Origin of the sequence: Veillonella parvula, from assembly GCF_032472435.1 — a bacterium.
GTDB lineage: Bacteria > Bacillota > Negativicutes > Veillonellales > Veillonellaceae > Veillonella > Veillonella parvula_N.
Window position 1 is genome coordinate 1 of sequence record NZ_JAWEGM010000008.1, and the last position, 20654, is coordinate 20654.

A 20654-nucleotide genomic window follows, 5' to 3' on the forward strand; every position below is an offset into this window, starting at 1 on the left:
TCATCCAAAGTATGTCTCGAAAAGGAAACTGTTTGGATAATAGCGTGATGGAAAACTTCTTTGGCTTACTAAAATCAGAGTTGTTATATTTAGAGGAATCTACTTCCTATGAAGATTTTATCAACAAATTAAAAGATTATATTGATTATTACAATACAAAACGTATTAAGCTCAAATTAAAAGGAATGAGCCCGGTAGAATACCGAACTCATTCCCAAAGAATAGCTTAATTATATCTGTCCAAGAAAATGGGTGCAGATCAAAAAGCGACCTTCACCCAAGGTTTTGTTAAATATCAGTACATTCCCCAAATCTAAATCACAGTTGTTAAAACATATTTCTCCTGAGAATGCTTTTTCTTCACCATCTACCAATTGATACATTTCGTCAACTGTTAACGTTAATGTTTTATTATGAATTTTAATTCTATTTACTTTACTACCATAAAGACTGAAAAGGATATTACTATGTCTATCATGTATAAAATCCATATTATCCCTCACAAGATTAAATCTAAAATTGTAATTTAAATGAATTCTAGGTTTTTCTATTTTAAATTTGATTATATGGGCGTCCTTTCACTCTTGGTAAGCAAAGCCACTGCCTCAGCGGTTCGGCGTTTCCAATCACACTTCGTCTTTCCCTCGTGTTCTTGGACGCCTATCGTATGGGCAGTGCTAATGCTCACTGCGTCGCTTCGCTCCTAGTAAGCAAAGCAACAGCTTCGACATGCGCTGTCATAGGGAACATGTCTACAGGTTGTACTTCTTGTAGTTCATAGCCGTAGTGTGTTAGTATTTCAATGTCTCGTGCCATGGTTGCAGGATTACAGGATACGTAGACAATACGTTTTGGTTCCATACCCGCCGCAGAGGTTAGTACTTCTTCTTTACAGCCCGCCCGGATTGGATCGAATACGATAACGTCAGGTCGTACGCCTGCTTTGTAAAGTTTTGGCATTTCTACGGCCGCATCGGCAACGATAAACTCTGTATTATCATAGCCATTGCGTTGGGCGTTTTCACGAGCATTGATAATAGCAGGTTCTACGATTTCAATACCGATAACATGTTTTGCCTTATGTGCCAAGAATAGTGAAATAGTGCCTGTACCACAGTACGCATCAATAACTGTTTCATTTCCTTTTAGATCCGCATAAGCTAGCGCTTGGTCATACAGCACCGTAGTTTGTTCAGGATTAACTTGGAAAAAGGAATGTGGAGATAAGGTAAACCGTAAATCCTTGATATGGTCTGTAATCGTTCCATCCCCATAGAGAACAGTATTTTTAGGCCCTAATATAACATTAGTACGCTTCCCATTTACATTATGAACAATGGTTTCCACTTGGGGAACTCGTTCAGTTAATTTTTCAACCCACTTCTCTTGATGTGGCAAGTGTTCTGTCGCGGTTACAAGGATAATCATCCATCCAGATTGTCCAATGCGACCGATTACATGACGTAGCACACCTTTACCAGTATGTTCATCATAAGGCTCAATATCAAATTCTTTAGCAATTTGGTAGCAAGCTTGAGCAATGATATTATTACCTTCATCTTGAATGGGACAATTCGTACCTTGCACAATATCATGTGATCCCATCGCATAGAATCCCATTTGAATATTCCCTTTAGTCCCACCCACAGGCATTTGCATCTTATTACGATACGCCCATGGTTCTTTAGGTCCCAATGCTGGTTTTACAAGTTCTGGATTTTGATGACCAATGCGTTCGATAACGTCCTTCACCTTTTGTGTTTTTAGTGAAAGCTGGCCTTCATAGGTAATGTGTTGCAACTGACATCCACCACAAAAGCCATAGAGATCACAGCGCGGATCGATACGATTAGGAGCCATGGTAACAATTTCTAACAGACGCCCTGTAGCATAAGTCTTTTTCACCATATTGATGGATACTTTCACGGTTTCCCCAGGCAAGGCAAAGGGAACAAAAACCGTAAAGTCATCTACACGACCTACACCTTCACCACTACTACCGATACCATGAATAGTAACTAATACTTCATCACCTAACTTAACTGGAGCATTGAGTATGGCCTGTTGCTTCTTAGATAATGTACTAGTAACTGATTGACCTGTATTCGCACGATTACCATTTCTACGTTGTTGTTTAGATTTCTTTTTACGAGATGTACAACTTGTACCGTTCATTACGAGTCTCTTTTCTTCCAAATTTTAATCATGCCAGTTACGATAAGTACGAAGAATACAGTGCCAAATTTCACGAGCAATTCTTCACCTTGAATATATGGCATAAGAAGTGGATCTTCCACAATCATTTCACCAGCAACCCAACCTAATAACGCACCACCAGCCCAAAGAATGACAGGAAACTTATTGATGATACGAGCAAATAGTGTGGAGCAGAACACAATGATGGGAACAGTAATCAACATACCAACAATAACGAGCTCTAAATGTCCTTTAGCGGCACCAACTACGCCAATTACATTATCGATACTCATCATCGCATCAGCCACAATGATTGTCCAAATGGCTCCCATTAAGGAATTCTTAGCTTCGATATGTGCCTCTTCATCTCCGCCTTTTAAGAGTTGAATGGCAATCCATACAAGTACAAGGCCACCACCTAAGTGAATAAGAGGAATTAAAGTAAGTGCTTCCACTAAAAGAGTGGCAAATACAAGGCGCATTCCAATAGCCCCTACTGTACCCCAGATAACGGCTTTCTTTTGTAATTCTGGCGCCAATTTACCCGCTGCCATACCAATAACGACGGCATTATCTCCTGCCAATAAAATATCGATCAAAATAATTTTGCTAATCGTTATCCACGTTGCAGCTTCTAAAAATTCCATTCTATACTTACCTCAATTCACTCTGCTAATTCAATAACTATCCCTTAACTATACCACAAATTCTCTATTTTCTCATCTAAAAGAAAGCTCTTAGATTACCACTGTTATTCTTAAGATTAGCCTATAAGGTTCTTTATAATGGCTATACTTTTACGAAAAAATATCTCTCCTCCTATGACTAGAAGAAGAGATTTATTACATTATTTTTTAAGTTTCTTAGCTAACAAAGATGCCCCTACTACGAGGATAACAGCTCCGACTTTGATGAGTAATGCATACGGTTCTACGGTATGTGAAATTAATTTATCTTCCACACTCATCGCTGCACCCACCCAGGCAAGGATACCGCCACCAACGTAAAGGATGATTGGAAAGCGTTCGATCACTTTTACAAATAAAGTACTACCATAAATGATAATAGGTACTGTAATAAGCATACCAATAGCAACTAATGTCATATCACCACCAGCGGCACCAACTACACCAATAACATTATCAATACCCATAATTCCATCTGCAATAACAATGGTCATGATAGCAGCGCGCAAGTTATCTTTAGCCTCAATATTGTGCTCGCTTTCATCATCAACAACAAGCTTGTAACCGATCCATAAAAGAAGGATACCACCTACTAAACGTAAAGCAGGAATATTGTTCAATGCCTCTACAAATAGGAATGCCATAACAAGACGTAAAATAATGGCGCCAGCTGTGCCCCAGAAAATCGCCTTCTTCTGTAAATTTGCGGGTAAGTTGCGAGCCGCCATACCAATAACAATGGCATTATCACCAGCTAATAAAATATCAATAACGATGATTTGAAGCATCGCCAATAATCCTTGTACAGTTAAGATGTCCAATGTATCCTCCTTAGAATAAAATAACAGTGTATATATTATAATCGATATAGTAAGGTAGTGTAAAATTCAATTATCAACATATATATACGTTTTTATCATAACTCTATCTTATTAAATAAGATAGTTTATATAAGCTCATTTCTCCCCTTACATAATCATAATATGGGCTCTATTTCTTTATATATTTAATTCCTTTTTTTCTTAGGTTTTGGCTATTAAATTAAGCTACTTTATGGTATGGTATAGTATATCGTTACTAGGGAGGTTAGTATGTATCAAACATATTCTATACTGCAAAAATTATGGTTGTTCATAAAACTATTTACTCCAATGTGCATCACTCAATTTTCCCTGATTGGGGCTACCTTCATCGCCATCTTTTTAACGGGGCAATATAGTACGACTGATTTAGCTGGTGTCGCTACGGGATATAATTTGTGGCTCCTCTTCTATATCTTTGCACAAGGTACATTAATGGGTATCACGCCAATCATTTCTCAACTATTAGGAGCTAAGAAAACAGATGATATTCCAATAATCTTTCATCAAGGCCTTTTCATCGGTACAGGACTAGCATTTTTAATTTTATTAATTGGTATATTCGGCTTACGCCCTTTATTGACATATTTAAATCTTGAACCCGCTGCCACCGAGGTATGTATTAGTTATCTGAAAGCCTTTGCACTTGGTTTATTCCCATTACTCTGGGTAAATACCTTGCGTAATACAGTCGATTCTCACGGATTGACGCATTACTCCATGGCCATTGTCTTTACAAGCTTTGTGATTAACGTATTCTTAAACTACGCACTCATCTTTGGACATTACGGCTTTCCTGAAATTGGTGGCGTTGGAGCTGGCTACGGTATTGCTGGTGCCTGTTGGACGAACTTTATTCTATTTAGCTTAGTCATTCTATTGCATCCTAAGTTAAAAGGCTATCGCATCTATAAAGATTTCCATAGTCCTAATTTCCACTATATCCGTGAACAATTACAAGTTGGTATTCCCATAGGTTTTTCCATCTTCTTTGAAGCTAGTATCTTTAGCATTGCTGGTCTCTTAATGGTTCACTTTGGATCTGCTGTAGTAGCAGCTCATCAATCGGTTATTTCCTTTACTAATGTATTCTACTGCTTACCATTAAGCATTGCCATGTCTTCTACCATTGCCGTTGCTTATGAACTCGGTGCAGGGCGAAAAAAGGAAGCCATTCAATACTCTTATATTTCTCGTGTATTGGCCATCATCATAGCCGTTCTCATTTGCGCCTTTACGTTCACTCATATGGATAATATTGCTGATCTATTTACCAATGATGATGAAGTATATGAGCTTATTTATCACTTCCTTGGGTATGGCGTATTTTTTGCTGCCATCGATGCCATAGGTACTCCATTACAAGGTATTCTAAGAGCCTACAAGGATGTTAAAGTAGTTCTTTACATCTCACTCATTTCCTATTGGGGTGTATGTTTTCCAACAGCTTATACCCTTGCTAAAAATCCTAATTATGGACCATTTGGCGTATGGATTGGCTTACTCTCTAGCGTACTAGTAGCAGGTATATTATTCACATGGCGTACATGGTACATTCAACGTAAACAAAACTAAATAACAGTTAATACAGTAAAAGAGCATCTTATGTAAGATGCTCTTTTTTATTTCAGTATATCTTGTTTTTCTACTTTGGACATACGGAAGAAATTATATAGTGTTTCTGCCGTCTTATAATTCATAGATTCTACATTTGCTAGTTCATCAATAGATGCCTCTTTCATGGCCTCTAAACTATTAAAGTGAGCCCATAAGGCCTTACGGCGTTTAGGACCGATGCCTTCAATATGATCTAGAATAGATTCAAGATTTCGCTTGCCCCGCAACTTACGGTGATAAGTAATGGCAAAACGATGGGCTTCATCACGAATTTGTTGGAGTAATTGAAGTTCCGGCGTGTGATGACTCAAAATGATACTTTCAGATTGCCCTTCTACAAAGACCTCTTCAATACGCTTAGCCAAAGAGATAACTGGCACATCAGTAACACCTACTGCACGAATCAACGGCAAAGCTGCATTGAGCTGACCTTTACCACCATCGATAATAATGAGGTCTGGCATAGGCCAATCTGTTTCATTACCATAGCGTCGTTCCATAATTTCAGCCATAGACTTAAAGTCATCAGATTTACCTTGCGTAGTTTTCAATTTAAAACGACGATATTCCTTTTTCGCTGGCTTGCCACCTTCAAAGACAACCATGGACGCCACGGTTTCAGAGCCTTGTGTATGGGAGATATCGAAACATTCCATGCGTTCCGGTAAGCGTGGTAAGTCGAGAATCTCGGCTAGCTTCTTAATCGCTCCGCCAGTCTTATCGATTTGGTGCTGCCACTGACGGCGACGTTCTTCAAGGAAGGTTTCCGCATTTTCATGCGCCATCTTAATCATATCCATCTTATAGCCACGTTGTGGCACAGATACATCTACATGTTGACCTTTGAGCTGTGTAAACCATTCTGTTAATAAGTCTCTATCTGTACTCTCCATAGGTAGTAACAACTCTTTAGGAATAAAGTTTGTATCTCCATAGTATTGCTTGATAAAGTCTGTCATAATGGTTTCTGAACTATCGCCATCATGTTGCACAAAGTAATTCTCACGGCCTAACAGACGACCACCGCGGATGAATAGCAACTGTACACAGGCCATCGATGTATCTACAGCCAATCCTAAGACGTCTAAATCGCCACGTTGAGTAACCATGCGTTGCTTTTCTTGTATCTTTTCAATGCTAGACAATTGATCACGATAACGTGCAGCATCTTCAAAGCGCAAATCTTCTGCAGCAGCCTCCATCTTTGATTTAATTTCCTTTAGCAATGGTATAGGTTTACCTTCAAAAAGTTCTATGATTTCGTCAATATACTTCCGATAATCGGGTACCGATATTTTATTAAAACACGGCGCCTCGCAGTAATGCATATGATACTGTAAGCATGGGCGTTCTACCTTCATAGACTTACAGGTACGCAATGGATAGTACTGTCGTATTAATTTCAGTACCACATGAACAGATGTGACATCTGTAAAAGGGCCAAAGTACTTGGCTCCGTCCCGCTCTAAACGACGCGTCATATATACGCGTGGGTAATCCTCTTGCACAGAGACTTTTACATATGGGTATGTCTTATCATCACGAAGTCTAATGTTATATTTCGGTTCATGCTCCTTGATAAGTGTATTCTCCAAGATGAGCGCTTCCATCTCCGTTTTTGTTTGAATGACTTCCACATCGACGGCTCGTTTCATCATGGCCGTAACCTTTGGTGCGCGATTTGCATCGTTACGCACATAGGAACGCACACGATTTCGCAAGTTAATAGCCTTACCTACATAAATAATTCGGTTATATTGATCACGCCACAAATATACGCCTGGTGTAGTTGGCAAATGGCTAACCTTTTCCAGTAATTCTTCAGACGGCATATTTCCTCCTTTCCTTGTAGATTTTTAGATGTTTTATTTCTTATTTTTTGCAGCTTTCATAAATTTCTTAGTCTGTTCCAATACAGGACCTAAGAATTTCCCGGTATAGCTTTCTTTCACCTTAACAATTTCCTCAGGCGTACCAATTGCCACGATAGTGCCTCCGCGATTACCACCTTCAGGACCAAGATCAATAATGTGATCAGCCATCTTAATAACATCTAAATTATGTTCGATAACGACAACTGTATCGCCACCCTCTACGAGTTGTTGCAATACGTGTAATAACTTGCGAATATCCTCGGCGTGAAGACCTGTAGTAGGTTCATCTAGGATGTATAGCGTTTTACCTGTGCTGCGACGAGCTAATTCAGTAGCTAATTTAACGCGTTGTGCTTCACCACCAGATAAGGTTGTTGCGGCTTGACCTAAACGAATATAGCCAAGACCCACCTCTTGCAAGGTAACCATTTTACGATTGATCTTCGGAATAGCGCTGAAGAACTCAACCGCATCATCTACCGTCATATCTAGTACATCTGCAATAGATTTACCTTTGTATTTAACCTCTAAGGTTTCTCGGTTATAACGGGCTCCCTTACAAACCTCACAAGGTACATACACATCTGGTAAGAAGTGCATTTCAATTTTAATGATACCGTCACCACGACAAGCTTCACAACGGCCACCTTTTACGTTAAAGCTAAAGCGCCCTTGTTTGTAACCGCGCATCTTTGCTTCCGGTGTTTGACTATATAGTTCGCGTATGGCATCAAATACACCTGTATATGTAGCTGGATTGGAACGAGGTGTACGTCCGATAGGGCTTTGATCAATATTGATGATTTTATCGATATGTTCAAGACCACGGATTTCTTTATGAGCCCCTACTTTGTGGTTAGAGCGATATAATTGATTAGCTAAACCTTTGTAGAGAATTTCATTAATCAAGGTAGACTTACCAGAACCGCTGACACCAGTAACAACATTAAACAAGCCAATAGGAAATTTTACATTTACATTTTGTAAATTGTTTTCCTTAGCACCGCGAATTTCAATGCAGTTCTTACCTGGTTTACGGCGTTCTTCCGGAAGAGCAATAAATTTACGACCACTCAAATACTGACCAGTAATAGAGTCTTTTACCTTCATAACTTCGTCAACAGAACCAGCGGCAATAATTTGACCGCCATGCTCACCTGCACCTGGACCAATGTCCACGAGATAGTCAGCCGCACGCATCGTATCTTCGTCGTGTTCTACAACGAGCAAGGTATTACCTAAGTCCCGCAAGCCTTTTAAGGTATCGATAAGTCGATCATTATCTCGTTGATGTAGACCTATGGACGGTTCGTCTAGGATGTACAATACACCTACCAAACCAGAGCCGATTTGCGTAGCTAGACGAATACGCTGTGCTTCACCACCAGATAATGTGCCTGCACTACGGTTCATTGTTAGGTAATCGAGACCTACATTATTAAGGAAACCTAGACGAGCATTGATTTCCTTTAAAATTTGAGCACCAATCACTTGTTCACGTTCAGTTAACTGTAGATTACCAAAGAAATCGAGTGCTTCTTTAATAGTTAACTGCGTTACTTCGTTGATATTCTTATCCCCTACAGTAATAGCTAATACTTCAGGTTTAAGACGAGCCCCATGACATGTAGTACACGGCTTAATAGACATAAACTTTTCAAATTCTTCACGCATAGAGTCTGTAGAGGCTTCACTATGACGGCGCTTAACCATCGGTAAAATACCTTCGTACTCAGTAAAGAATTCCTTTATCTCACCTCTCATATTTTCATAGGTGAAACTTACCTTATCCGTCGTACCGTACATCACCTTTTTCTGTAATGCTTTCGGCAATTCATCATAGGTGGAGTCTAAGGAATATCCATTAGCTTTTAATAGACCTTCTACTTGACGCATAAACCAAGCATTAGGATTGGAGCTCAAGGCTTGCACGCAACCATCGGCAAAGCTAATAGATCCATCTGGAATAATGCGCTCCTCATCAACCTCCATAGTAGAACCAATCCCTAAACAAGATGGACACGCACCAAACGGACTATTAAAAGAGAACATACGCGGTTCAATTTTAGGTAATGAAATATGACAATCTGGGCACGCAAAATGTTGGCTATACATGTGTTCAGGTCCGTCTACCTCTTGAATCACAACGATGCCTTCTGCCCATTTTGAAGCGGTCTCCATAGAGTCAGCCAACCGAGATTCAATGCCTTCTTTTACAACGAGACGGTCCACAACGATATCGATGGAATGCTTCTTATTTTTCTCTAATACAATTTCTTCGTCCAAGGTACGCACTACACCGTCTACTCGAGCACGAACAAAGCCTTCTTTGCGAAGTTGTTCAAACACCGATTTATGTTCCCCTTTTTTACCTTGAATCATAGGGGCCAGCACTAAAATCTTTGAACCTTCGGGAAAGCTCATTACATCGTCGGTCATTTGTTGTATTGTTTGCTGGGTAATAGGCTTACCACATTCTGGACAGTGTGCATGACCTACGCGTGCAAATAAGAGACGTAAATAGTCGTAAATCTCCGTTACGGTACCAACCGTAGAACGAGGGTTGCGACTCGTCGTCTTTTGGTCGATAGAAATGGCGGGAGATAAACCTTCAATATAATCGACATCGGGTTTATCCATTTGTCCCAAAAATTGACGTGCATACGCAGACAGGGACTCAACATAACGTCGTTGTCCTTCTGCGTAAATCGTATCAAATGCTAGGGATGATTTACCAGAACCACTGAGGCCAGTTAAGACGATAAACTGATCACGTGGCAAGGATATATCAATATTTTTTAGGTTATGCTGACGCGCACCTTTTACAATCAATTGATCTTTCATTATCTTTCCTATTTAAAGAGATGATACCAAACGGCATCATCTCTCCGATTACTAACATGAAATAATATATGTATATTATCGCACATATAGTCTATATAATCTATGTGTTTTCTTACAATCTTTTAAAATTGCTCTTAAGATTTACTTTTTGGACTCGTCCGCTTTCTAGATTTGGTAGAAGCAGGCTTCTTCAACTTGCTATCTCCTGCACTATGCATATCGGACCATTGTTGACGTAATACGCCCAATTGATCACGTAATTTAGCAGCGGATTCAAATTCAAGCTGCTTGGCGGCGGCCTTCATTTGACGATCTAGCTCTTCAATCTTATTGTACAATTCTTCCGGTGTTATATCTGCCACCTTAGGTGCTGATGTATCTTGAACATATGATTCGTGTCCATGGTCCATGCCCTCTGAGGATTTTTTTTGTTTTCCTTTTTTCGGTGAAAGTCCCTTTCCCTCGGTAACCATATCTTCTTCGATTTTCGTTAATTCGATAAGCTCTTTTACATCTTTAGATACAGATTTAGGCGTGATATTATGTTCAATATTATAAGCCTCTTGCACGGCACGACGACGATCGGTTTCATCGATAGCTCGTTGCATGGAACCTGTTACACGATCTGCGTACATGATAACATGACCATTCACATTACGAGCCGCACGACCTATAGTTTGAATCATGGCCGTATCGGAACGCAAGAAACCTTCCTTATCCGCATCTAAGATAGCAACCAAGGAAACCTCTGGCATATCGAGACCTTCACGAAGCAAGTTAATACCAACTAATACATCGAATACGCCAGCCCGCAAATCACGAATGATTTCAGCCCGCTCAATAGTAACAATATCGGAATGAAGGTAACGAACTCGTACGCCCATTTCCTTCAAAAATTCCGTTAAGTCCTCAGCCATCTTCTTCGTCAATGTCGTAACAAGAACCCGTTCATTCTTGGCAGCTCGTTTGTGAATTTCTCCAAGCAAGTCATCCATTTGCCCCTTAATAGGACGAATTTCTATAGATGGATCTAATAGGCCCGTAGGACGAATGATTTGCTCTGCAATATTCGTTTCTACTTCCATTTCGTATGGGCCAGGTGTAGCCGATACGTATACAATTTGATTGATACGCTCTACAAATTCATCGAATTGAAGAGGTCTATTATCTAATGCAGAAGGAAGACGGAAACCGTATTCGATAAGAGATTCTTTACGGGCACGGTCACCATTATACATAGCACGAATTTGAGGCATCGTCACATGCGATTCGTCCACCATGATGAGGAAATCATCTGGGAAATAATCAATCAATGTAAACGGTGCTTCCCCAGCCTTACGTTCAGACATATGACGGGAATAGTTTTCGATGCCCGAGCAATAGCCCATTTCTTGCATCATTTCTATATCGTAACGGGTACGCTGTTCTAAGCGCTGAGCCTCCAATAGACGGTCAGCAGCTTTTAACTTCGCCAACTGCTCATCTAATTCGGCTTCAATACGCTCTACAGCAATATTCATCTTCTCTTTCGTCGTTACATAGTGAGATGCTGGATAGACAGCAACGTGTTTTCTTTCCGCAATAACTTCACCCGTCAAGGAATCTACCTCTACGAGGCGGTCGATTTCATCACCAAAGAGCTCCACACGAATGGCTCTTTCACTATAAGCGGCAGGGAAAATATCAATTGTATCCCCTTGTACACGGAAGGTACCGCGGATAAAGTTCATATCATTTCTCGTATATTGAATATCTACGAGTTTAGATAAGATTTCATCGCGCGATTTAGTTTGACCTAAGCGCAAGGACAATACAAGATCAGAATAGTCCTCAGGGTCACCTAAGCCATAAATACAGCTAACAGAGGCAACGATAATGACATCGCGGCGCTCAAAAAGGCTCATCGTAGCACTATGTCGCAGTTTATCGATTTCATCATTAATAGACGCATCCTTCTCGATATATGTATCACTAGAAGGAATATAGGCCTCCGGTTGATAAAAATCGTAGTAAGATACAAAGTATTCTACCGCATTATTTGGAAAGAAACTTTTAAATTCACTACATAATTGAGCCGCCAAGGTTTTATTATGAGCAATGATCAAGGTCGGCTTTTGAACTGCTTCAATAACCTTAGCCATTGTAAAAGTCTTACCAGTACCAGTGGCACCGAGCAAAACTTGCGCCCATTCACCACGTTCAATACCTTCTGTTAAAGATTGAATCGCGGTAGGTTGGTCACCTGTAGGCGTAAAGGGCGCCTCCACTTTAAATGGTTGGCCCCCCTCGTAATTATATGTACTATGCTTCATTACTGTTCATCCTGATGTTTACGGATGGCTTTCATTTCTTCATCCGTCAAACGACGACCTACATTTTCCGCTTGATTCAACGTATCCTCACCTTCTAAGACTTCGATGAGCATAGCAATAGAAAAGCGATCTAGTGTAGGTGTGGTCTTCTGGATTTCATCAGCCATCATCCAATCTGATTCAGTATAGTTATTAATACGTTCTGTAATTTCTTCCCAGTTTGAAAGTAGCAATCTCGTAATGGGGCGATATAGTTCAATACCGAAGTACTCGATTAAGCTAACTATCTTATTCATATTTTCTAGGCTAACATTACATTCATTTTTTTTATTTTCAGATTCTACATATTCAAGTAAGAATTCCCGGTTATATTTATTTGTCACCTTGAATCATTCCTTTATTAAATAGTGCATTAGCAAATTCTTTTGCATTAAATGGACGCAAGTCATCCATACCTTCGCCAACGCCAATCCAGCGTACGGGTACGCCCAGTTCCTCTTTAATAGAGATAACTACGCCGCCTTTTGCTGTACCATCTAGTTTAGTTACTACAATACCATTTACTGGTACAGCTTGACCAAATAATTTAGCTTGGCTTACTGCATTTTGACCCGTAGTACCATCTAAAACGAGCAATGTTTGATGCGGCGCACCTTCTACGTGGTTATTCGCTACGCGCCCCATCTTTTTAAGCTCTTCCATAAGGTTAACCTTAGTATGTAGACGACCAGCCGTATCTACGATAACAAGGTCTGCATTACGAGCTTTCGCAGCTTCCATTGCATCATATACAACGGCAGCAGGGTCTGCGCCTTCTTTATGTTTAACAATCGGCACACCAACGCGATCAGCCCAAATGGATAATTGGTCAGCTGCAGCGGCACGGAATGTATCACCTGCAGCAATGATAACCTTTTTACCTTCTTTAGTATAATAGTTAGCCAATTTAGCGATTGTCGTTGTTTTACCAACACCATTTACACCAACTACGAGGATAACCTCAGGATGGTGCAAAGTAATTTCATCTTCTTGATCGATGAGCATTTCCGTGATGCGGTCTTCCATAAACGGCATTACATCGCCTGTATGATTGATGATACCTTCTGTTACACCACGACGAATTTCTTTCATCAAGTATTCTGTCGTCTTAGGGCCTAGATCACTAGTAAGCATAACTGCTTCTAAATCATCTAAAAAATCATCATCGATTTGCGCATAACCAATAACGATGCTTTCTACATTTTTTACAAAAGACTTACGAGTTTTCTCTAAACCGTCTTTAATTCTATCAAAGAATCCAAATGCCATTATGCTAGATCCTCCTTCACATCTTCAAATGCTACTGTTAATAATCGCGATACACCGCGTTCCACCATGGTTACCCCTTGAAGTACTTCGGCAGCTTCCATCGTCTTTTTACGGTGAGATACAACGATAAATTGTGTTTCTTTATTTATTCGATTTAAGTAAGAGCTAAATCGTTCAACATTAGCTTCGTCAAGCGCCGCGTCAACTTCGTCAAGCACACAGAACGGAGCTGGACGATAGTCAAGGAATGAGAACAATAAAGCGATAACCGTAAGAGCACGCTCACCACCCGATAAAAGTGTCAATTGTTGACGCTTTTTCCCTGGTGGTTGAATGTAGAAGTCGATACCACCCGTCAAGATATTATCTGGATCAGTAAGTACAATTTGCGCAGTACCACCGCCAAACAATTGGCTGAATACTTCTTGGAATCTACGGCCTACCACATCCAATACATCATATAGCTGTGTACTCATCGCCTTATCCATTTCGGCAATAACCGCCTGTAATTGCGCCTTTGCCGTATCTAAATCAGCTAATTGTGTGGTTAAGAAATCATAGCGTTCTTTAGTCTCTTCGTATTCCTCAACGGCATTTGGATTGACTGGACCCAATTCGGCAATTTCGGCTATCAAACGAGCTTGCTCATCCTTCCAATCGCTAACGGAGCCTTCAATGCGAAGGACTTGAGCATCTTCCAAAGTAAAGCCTAGCTCTTGTAATTCTTCTACAAAGCGCTCACAGTCCATGCGATGACGTGTAATTTTACCTTCCATATCAACAAGGCGACCTTGCACCACTTTGTAGCGTTGATTCAATCGGTCTTGCTCACTGAGGATAGATTCCATTTCCTCGCGCCCCGTAGATGTTTTATCATAAGCTTCATCGCGAAGGGCACGTAATCGTTCAACCTCAGCCGTAGCAGAGGTCAACTCTTGTTCTGCAACTTCCTGAGCCAGAGGGATATCCTCTTCATAGCGTTGTGTAGTACTAACTAACAAATTACGAAGTGGTGTTAAACGCTCAATAATACTAGAAATAGACTGATTACGCTGTTCACGTTGTGATTCCCGTTCCTGAATGGTATGTCGCAAGGTATCACAAGTAAGGCGAGCTTCTGTAAAAGCTTCATACGCCTCTTGTTGCACCTTTTGCAACACGGTTAATCGACCCATCAACGCCCCTTGATTACCATCCATACCATGATCCTCTTGCAAGGAAGCTAATGCTGTTTCTTGATCTTTCAAGTTAGCTGTTGTAGTAGCCAAATCAATATCAATTTGTACTAAACGTTGCTCTTCTTCATGGAGAACACGTTTCTTACGATCCAGCTGATTTTGTATATTTTGTACCTTTGTTTCACTAGCCACATAGAGTAAGTTCGTATGTTGATAGCTTTCATCAAGAGTCGCTTGATCCTTTTCAGTCTCTTCAACCCGTTTTTCAAGGCTTTCTAAGTTAGCTATTAAGGAGCGAATTTGTTCTTCAATTTGTACCAGTTCTTGTTCAAGACTAGCAGCCTCTTCCTTGCGGCTCAATACAGAAGCACGCTTACGTTTTGTGGCACCACCGGTTAGAGAACCACCAGGTTGAAATTGTTCCCCTGTAAGAGTTACGATGCGCAATTGCTGATTGTATTTTTTCTGTAATCCAATGGCATCATCCATGGAAGACACTACCAAGGTGCGCCCCAATAAGTATTGGAAAATATGGGCGTATTTATTATCAAAAGAAATACAATCAACAGCAGTGCCTAATACACAGCTTTCATGTAAAGCCGGTGTATCATATGGTTTACCTTTAACAGAATCCATCGGCAAGAAGGTTACGCGACCACCTTGGATAGATTTCAAATAATTGACACCCTCCGCAGCAGCGCGAGCTGTAGTAGTTACAACGTGGTTAACACTACCGCCTAAGGCCGTTTCGATAGCCGTAGTATATTTCTCCTCTACCGTAAAGAGATCGCCAACAGCGCCCGTGATCTGTTCGCGCCAAGAACCTTTACCATTGAGGATGTTCTTTGTGCCTTCTAAGTAACCTTCGTGCTGTTCCTCCCACTGTGCTAATAGTTCTAATCGACCTTTTGCACGTTGTTCTTGAGTGCGCAGCTTTTGTAATTCCTTACGCTCTTCACGCGCTTTCATGACCGCATCCTTAGCATCATCAACGAGGGCTTGTCGTTGAGCAGATAAGGCATTAAACTTTTGACCTAGCGCTTCAAATTCAGAACGAGCGACTTGTAGTTCACTATCTACCTGTGCTATTTCAGATTCTAGAATAGCACATTGATTTTTACTTTCCCCCTTGCGAGCTTCTAAGCTCCGAATACTAGCCTTAGCCGTTTCAATAGCACTCACAACTTCTAATTGACGTTTCTCAAAAGCCTCTCGATTGGATTGCAAGGATTGGAACTTAGCTTGTTCTGACCTTACATCTTCAACAGCCTTTTTGTAACTCGCTTCTAATTCTTCTAGATTAGACTCTTTTTCTACTAATTGAGCACTTTCATCTTGAATCAATTGATTTAAGATGCACAATTGTTGCTCCTCGCCCTTTTGCGTAGCCTCTAGCTCGCTAATGCGCATAGACGTTTCATCTAATTCACGGCGCGCTGTTTTTAGTTGCTCTTCTAAGAGACGTAAATGACCAGATAAGCGTTCTTCATCGCGTTGCTTTTCAGTATATTGAGCCTCCCACAACTTAAGCTGTTCCTGCTCTTTTGACGAGGACGATTGCAATTCGTGACGACGAGCCTCTAATTTAGACAATTCAGTTTGAAGCTCAATTTCTTCATCTTTAAAGGCAATATTATCGTTTTCAAAACGTGTTAAAAGACGATCAGAGGTCTTATAATTGTGGAAGCCTAATGCCCCATCATAATCGCGCTTTGCGCGGCTTAAGGTCATATATTTTTTAGTCTTTTCCGCTTTTTCAGACAAAGGTCCTAATTGCTCTTCAATGGTAGCCATTACGTCTCGTACACGCTCCATATTACGATCTGTACTGGCAATACGACGCAATGCATCTTCTTTATTGATCTTAAAGCGAGAAATACCTGCTACATCTTCAAAGATAAGGCGCCGTTCTTCAGGTTTAGAATTTAAAATAGCATCAATTCGGTTCTGCCCAATGATAGCCATGGAGTCTCTACCAAGACCGGTATCTGCTAGTAAAAGATGTATGTCCTTTAAACGACAAGATCGCTTATTAATGAGGAACTCACTTTCACCAGTGCGGTATATACGGCGTGTAATGGCTACCTCAGCCATATCTATATCTAATTGTTGGTCACTATTGTCAAACACAAGTGTAACCTCAGCAGCGCTCATAGGTTTGCGCTTTTCCGTACCAGAGAAAATAATATCCTCTGCTTTTTGACCGCGCAAATTACGGACATTGGATTCTCCCAATACCCATTTCATAGCATCCGTAATATTACTTTTACCACTTCCGTTAGGACCAATAACGGCAGTCATTCCTGGTGAGAATTTTACAATCGTTTTATCCGCAAACGATTTAAAGCCCTTTAATTCCAACCGAAGTAATTGCATGACTGCCTCCTTTCTACCAACAACCCTAAATAATCATATCTTTTATTATAACACATATTGCAGGCCATCAATACAGCAACGAACGGTATTTCTCGTGCGTTCTTCACACCATTCAAATGCATACTGCGGATACTGAATCTGAAAGTATTTAACGTTTCGATTATTAAGGCCTCGCACCTTAGATGTTAAGCATCTCGGATAAGAAATAACAATATTATGCTGTACTGCAATACCATTATTCCTAATATAATTTGTTCTATCATTATTAGTGTTATCTATATATCCACTATTATCAGCATTATAAGCACTAACTCCACTAAATCCTAGATTTTCATAAGTAGCGTAGTCAGTTAGATTAAAACAATCGTTACTTAGTGCGTACGTATACTGAGATGCATGCTCATCAATACAACGTTCAATTCGCTGCTTATACTGTTCGTTCACAACCAGCTCCCCCATAGCGGGCTCATATGGCCCCGCTACTAAGCTATTCCTAGAATCTAATTCTTCTGTACTTTGTAAACCCGTGCGAATGACTTCAATGCCATGCTGTTCAAACCAATCTTTTAAAAATGAACAATACTGTATAGCTAGCTCAGTACTTAGTGGTTTATATTCTCCAGCTCTATACTGTTCGGCTAGCTCTGTATTTTCTATAACTAGTACGGGATAGATACGTACAAAATCAGGTCGTAATGCGGCTACTGCAATGGCCGTTTCTATTATGGTTTGCCAAGTCTCTCCTTTTAGTCCCGGTAAAAGTTGAACCCCAACGGTCATATCACGATGTTTTAATCGTGTAACAGCCTCTACTACCTCTTGTGCCGTGTGCCCCCTCTTAGCATCGACTAAAATACCATCATTCATAGACTGCACACCAAGTTCCACAGTTTTTACTCCATAAGACTGTAATAATGTAATCGCTTCATCTCCTACAGCATCGGGCCTTGTAGAACAGCGTATGCCATCAATGAGGCCCTGTTGAAGCATTTCATAGGCAGGCATTAATAATTTATGTTGTAAATCTTTAATAATAGCCGTAAATGATCCACCATAAAAGGCAACCTCCCAAAACTTTTCATTCCGCTTTGTTCCTACATAGTCTTTGATTGTTTGTTGTATATATTCTGGAGTTAGGTGACTAATACCAGATTGGCCTGTAATACGAGATTGATTACAAAATGTACACACATAGGGACAACCTACGTGAGGTATAAAAAAGGGAATCATACCAAATGGTTTCATAGACACCTCCTCTTCTTATGTAAAAATTATTATTCATCTATTATTATATAGATTATTGTTCATCTATCATTATATAGATCATTATTCATCTACCATTATATAGATTATTACTCACATACTATATATTACTCACATACTATTATACAAAAAAAGCGCCATTCGGCGCTTTTCTATTTATCAGCCATCAACTTTTCTAAAGTCAATTGAGCCGCATGTTGTTCTGCAATTTTTTTACTTTTACCAGAGCCGGCCTCGTAAGTAACACCATTGATTTCAACCTCCATAAGGAAGGTTTTAGCATGGTCGGGACCACTTTCACTGAGCAAATGATAGACAATATGTTTATCCCCATCTCTTTGCACATATTCTTGTAATAATGTCTTATAATCTTTGCCCCGCTTACCTTCTAAGGCTTGCATGATATAAGTAGTTAAATGTTTTAAAACGAAGACCATAGCTGTTTGATAATCTGTAGAAATATAAATAGCACCGATGAGAGACTCAAAGGTATCCGCTAATATAGAGTTTCGATCATTACCACCGGAAGCGCATTCTCCATGACCGAGCAATAAATATTGTCCTAGTTGCAAAGAACGGCTCACAGATGCTAAAGAATCTTCACACACTGTAGCGGCCTTAATTTTCGTTAAATTACCTTCAGCCATATCTGGATATGTCTTAAATAGGTATTCCCCAATAATAAGATCCAAAACAGCATCGCCTAAAAACTCTAATCGCTGATTGTGATGAATATGCTTTGATTTATGTTCATTCGCATAAGAAGTATGTGTAAAAGCACAATCTATAATGGATATATCTGACACAGGTATGTCTAAACGAGCAACAAGCTCATGAAGAGATTCTTCACGAGCTTGTGTTATCTTACTCTTATGCGTTTCGATAGTAACCATTAAGCTTCATAACGGCGAATGCAAAGTGTACCGTTATGACCACCAAAACCGAAAGAGTTAGAAAGTGCACATTTTACTTGAAGTTCACGTGCGCCTTCACGAACATAGTCCAGATCCAAACCTTCATCAGGATTGTCACAGTTAATTGTAGGGTGAACTTTACCAGTTTCGATAGCCATCGCCATTACGATAGTTTCGATAGCACCAGCAGCACCTAACAAGTGACCTGTCATGGATTTTGTAGAGTTAACAGCGATATTTTTAGCATGATCGCCGAACAATTCTTTAATAGCTAATGTTTCATTTTGGTCATTAAGGCCAGTAGATGTACCATGAGCATTGATATAGTTAACGTCTTTAGGGTCGATACCTGCATCTTTAATGGCTAATTCCATACATTTACGAGCTTGAACACCACCTGGAGCTGGTGCAGTGATGTGGTAAGCATCACCATTACTACCATAACCCACAACTTCAGCATAGATATGTGCACCGCGTGCTTTTGCGTGTTCTAATTCTTCAAGAACTACGATACCAGCACCTTCACCCATTACGAAACCATCACGGTCACGATCAAATGGACGGGACGCTTTTGTTGGCTCGTCATTGCGTGTAGACATAGCTTTCATAGCCGCAAAACCAGCTACAGCAGCCGGAGATACCGCAGCTTCAGTGCCACCAGCAAACATCACGTCAGCATCACCACGTTGGATAATACGGAATGCATCACCAATCGCATTTGTACCAGAAGTACAAGCAGTTACGTCGGTAATAACTGGACCTTTAAGCCCAAGGCGAATAGATACGCGTGCAGATGTCATATTTGCAATCATCATAGGTACTGCAAATGGACTTACCCGGCCAGGACCTTTCTCGAATAATGTTTCATACACCTCATGGATAGAGTCAATGCCGCCTATACCTGTACCAACTACAGTACCACAGCGATCTAAATCCGCTTTATCTAAATCAAGATCAGCATCTTCACAAGCAAGAACAGCTGCACCGATAGCAAATTCTACAGAACGGTCCATACGACGAGCTTCTTTTTTGTCTACCCCATAGTTTGTAATATCAAAATCTTTTACTTCACCCGCAATGCGTGTTGCATAGTCAGATGCGTCAAAGCGTGTAATCGGCCCAATACCAGATTGACCTGCCAATAACGCATTGTAGAAGTTCTCTTTACCGATACCTACAGGAGTCACTGCCCCTAAGCCAGTAATTACTACACGTTTTTCCAATTA

At 40.3% G+C, this 20654-nt stretch carries 15 protein-coding genes; 2 read left to right on the plus strand and 13 right to left on the minus strand.

Features of this window, described 5'->3' with window-relative positions; translation table 11 throughout:
* Window positions 1-230 (plus strand): IS3 family transposase (locus E7A03_RS09155; protein ID WP_287509257.1); only part of this gene is annotated, 230 nt, incomplete at its 5' end.
* On the opposite strand, the gene E7A03_RS09160 is transcribed toward E7A03_RS09155, so the two are convergent.
* The 4 genes from E7A03_RS09160 to E7A03_RS09175 form a co-directional block, all read right to left on the minus strand.
* Window positions 231-491 (minus strand): hypothetical protein, encoded by a 261-nt coding sequence (locus tag E7A03_RS09160; RefSeq protein WP_024062202.1) that lies wholly within the window; start codon window positions 489-491, stop codon window positions 231-233. It abuts the gene before it with no gap.
* 193 nt (window positions 492-684) lie between these two features.
* Window positions 685-2175: a 23S rRNA (uracil(1939)-C(5))-methyltransferase RlmD gene (gene rlmD / locus E7A03_RS09165; RefSeq protein ID WP_278472357.1), complete on the minus strand. Its 1491-nt coding sequence runs from the start codon at window positions 2173-2175 to the stop codon at window positions 685-687.
* Window positions 2175-2843, minus strand: coding sequence for a TerC family protein (locus E7A03_RS09170; protein WP_101928184.1), 669 nt, complete (start codon window positions 2841-2843; stop codon window positions 2175-2177). Before E7A03_RS09170 ends, rlmD begins: the two co-directional genes overlap by 1 nt.
* Before the next feature lie 200 nt (window positions 2844-3043).
* Entirely contained in the window at window positions 3044-3703 is a 660-nt protein-coding gene (locus tag E7A03_RS09175; RefSeq protein ID WP_278472361.1) for a TerC family protein, read from the minus strand.
* Window positions 3704-3973: 270 nt separating this feature from the next.
* Here E7A03_RS09175 and E7A03_RS09180 point away from each other — a divergent pair, with 270 nt between their 5' ends.
* A complete protein-coding gene (locus E7A03_RS09180; RefSeq protein WP_101928182.1) occupies window positions 3974-5317 on the plus strand; it encodes an MATE family efflux transporter in 1344 nt (447 codons plus the stop codon).
* Window positions 5318-5364: 47 nt separating this feature from the next.
* Here the strand turns inward: E7A03_RS09180 and uvrC are convergent, their stop codons facing one another.
* The 9 genes from uvrC to fabF all read right to left on the minus strand — a co-directional run bounded on the left by uvrC (window position 5365) and on the right by fabF (window position 20651).
* Window positions 5365-7191 (minus strand): excinuclease ABC subunit UvrC, encoded by a 1827-nt coding sequence (gene uvrC / locus E7A03_RS09185; protein WP_101928181.1) that lies wholly within the window; start codon window positions 7189-7191, stop codon window positions 5365-5367.
* A gap of 33 nt (window positions 7192-7224) precedes the next feature.
* The gene (gene uvrA, locus E7A03_RS09190) at window positions 7225-10077 is read right to left on the minus strand and encodes an excinuclease ABC subunit UvrA (RefSeq protein ID WP_278472365.1); all 2853 of its coding nucleotides are present in this window, start codon (window positions 10075-10077) and stop codon (window positions 7225-7227) included.
* A 134-nt stretch (window positions 10078-10211) separates the two neighbouring features.
* Window positions 10212-12389 carry an excinuclease ABC subunit UvrB gene (uvrB, locus tag E7A03_RS09195; RefSeq protein ID WP_004697449.1) on the minus strand — a complete coding sequence of 726 codons (2178 nt, stop codon included), beginning with the start codon at window positions 12387-12389 and terminating at the stop codon, window positions 10212-10214.
* Window positions 12389-12685: a hypothetical protein gene (locus E7A03_RS09200; protein ID WP_227036835.1), complete on the minus strand. Its 297-nt coding sequence runs from the start codon at window positions 12683-12685 to the stop codon at window positions 12389-12391. The genes uvrB and E7A03_RS09200 overlap by 1 nt, the downstream gene beginning before the upstream one ends.
* Window positions 12686-12761: 76 nt before the next feature.
* A complete protein-coding gene (ftsY, locus tag E7A03_RS09205; protein ID WP_004693455.1) occupies window positions 12762-13697 on the minus strand; it encodes a signal recognition particle-docking protein FtsY in 936 nt (311 codons plus the stop codon).
* Window positions 13697-17251, minus strand: coding sequence for a chromosome segregation protein SMC (gene smc, locus E7A03_RS09210; RefSeq protein ID WP_287509252.1), 3555 nt, complete (start codon window positions 17249-17251; stop codon window positions 13697-13699). The genes ftsY and smc overlap by 1 nt, the downstream gene beginning before the upstream one ends.
* Window positions 17252-17296: 45 nt before the next feature.
* Complete coding sequence (locus E7A03_RS09215; RefSeq protein WP_024061460.1) at window positions 17297-18496, minus strand: elongator complex protein 3; 1200 nt, start codon at window positions 18494-18496, stop codon at window positions 17297-17299.
* A gap of 170 nt (window positions 18497-18666) precedes the next feature.
* The gene (gene rnc / locus E7A03_RS09220) at window positions 18667-19407 is read right to left on the minus strand and encodes a ribonuclease III (protein ID WP_287507843.1); all 741 of its coding nucleotides are present in this window, start codon (window positions 19405-19407) and stop codon (window positions 18667-18669) included.
* Window positions 19407-20651 (minus strand): beta-ketoacyl-ACP synthase II, encoded by a 1245-nt coding sequence (gene fabF / locus E7A03_RS09225; protein ID WP_004693446.1) that lies wholly within the window; start codon window positions 20649-20651, stop codon window positions 19407-19409. Before fabF ends, rnc begins: the two co-directional genes overlap by 1 nt.
* Window positions 20652-20654: the final 3 nt, after the last annotated feature.

Excerpts from the sequence above, each read along its gene's own strand:
- E7A03_RS09180 (WP_101928182.1), top strand. The coding sequence starts at position 3,974 with ATGTATCAAACATATTCTATACTGCAAAAATTATGGTTGTTCATAAAA.
- E7A03_RS09170 (WP_101928184.1), bottom strand. The coding sequence starts at position 2,843 with ATGGAATTTTTAGAAGCTGCAACGTGGATAACGATTAGCAAAATTATT.
- uvrB (WP_004697449.1), bottom strand. The coding sequence starts at position 12,389 with ATGAAGCATAGTACATATAATTACGAGGGGGGCCAACCATTTAAAGTG.
- E7A03_RS09215 (WP_024061460.1), bottom strand. The coding sequence starts at position 18,496 with ATGAAACCATTTGGTATGATTCCCTTTTTTATACCTCACGTAGGTTGT.
- uvrA (WP_278472365.1), bottom strand. The coding sequence starts at position 10,077 with ATGAAAGATCAATTGATTGTAAAAGGTGCGCGTCAGCATAACCTAAAA.
- rnc (WP_287507843.1), bottom strand. The coding sequence starts at position 19,407 with ATGGTTACTATCGAAACGCATAAGAGTAAGATAACACAAGCTCGTGAA.
- uvrC (WP_101928181.1), bottom strand. The coding sequence starts at position 7,191 with ATGCCGTCTGAAGAATTACTGGAAAAGGTTAGCCATTTGCCAACTACA.
- smc (WP_287509252.1), bottom strand. The coding sequence starts at position 17,251 with ATGCAATTACTTCGGTTGGAATTAAAGGGCTTTAAATCGTTTGCGGAT.
- E7A03_RS09200 (WP_227036835.1), bottom strand. The coding sequence starts at position 12,685 with ATGAATAAGATAGTTAGCTTAATCGAGTACTTCGGTATTGAACTATAT.
- E7A03_RS09160 (WP_024062202.1), bottom strand. The coding sequence starts at position 491 with ATGGATTTTATACATGATAGACATAGTAATATCCTTTTCAGTCTTTAT.
- rlmD (WP_278472357.1), bottom strand. The coding sequence starts at position 2,175 with ATGAACGGTACAAGTTGTACATCTCGTAAAAAGAAATCTAAACAACAA.
- ftsY (WP_004693455.1), bottom strand. The coding sequence starts at position 13,697 with ATGGCATTTGGATTCTTTGATAGAATTAAAGACGGTTTAGAGAAAACT.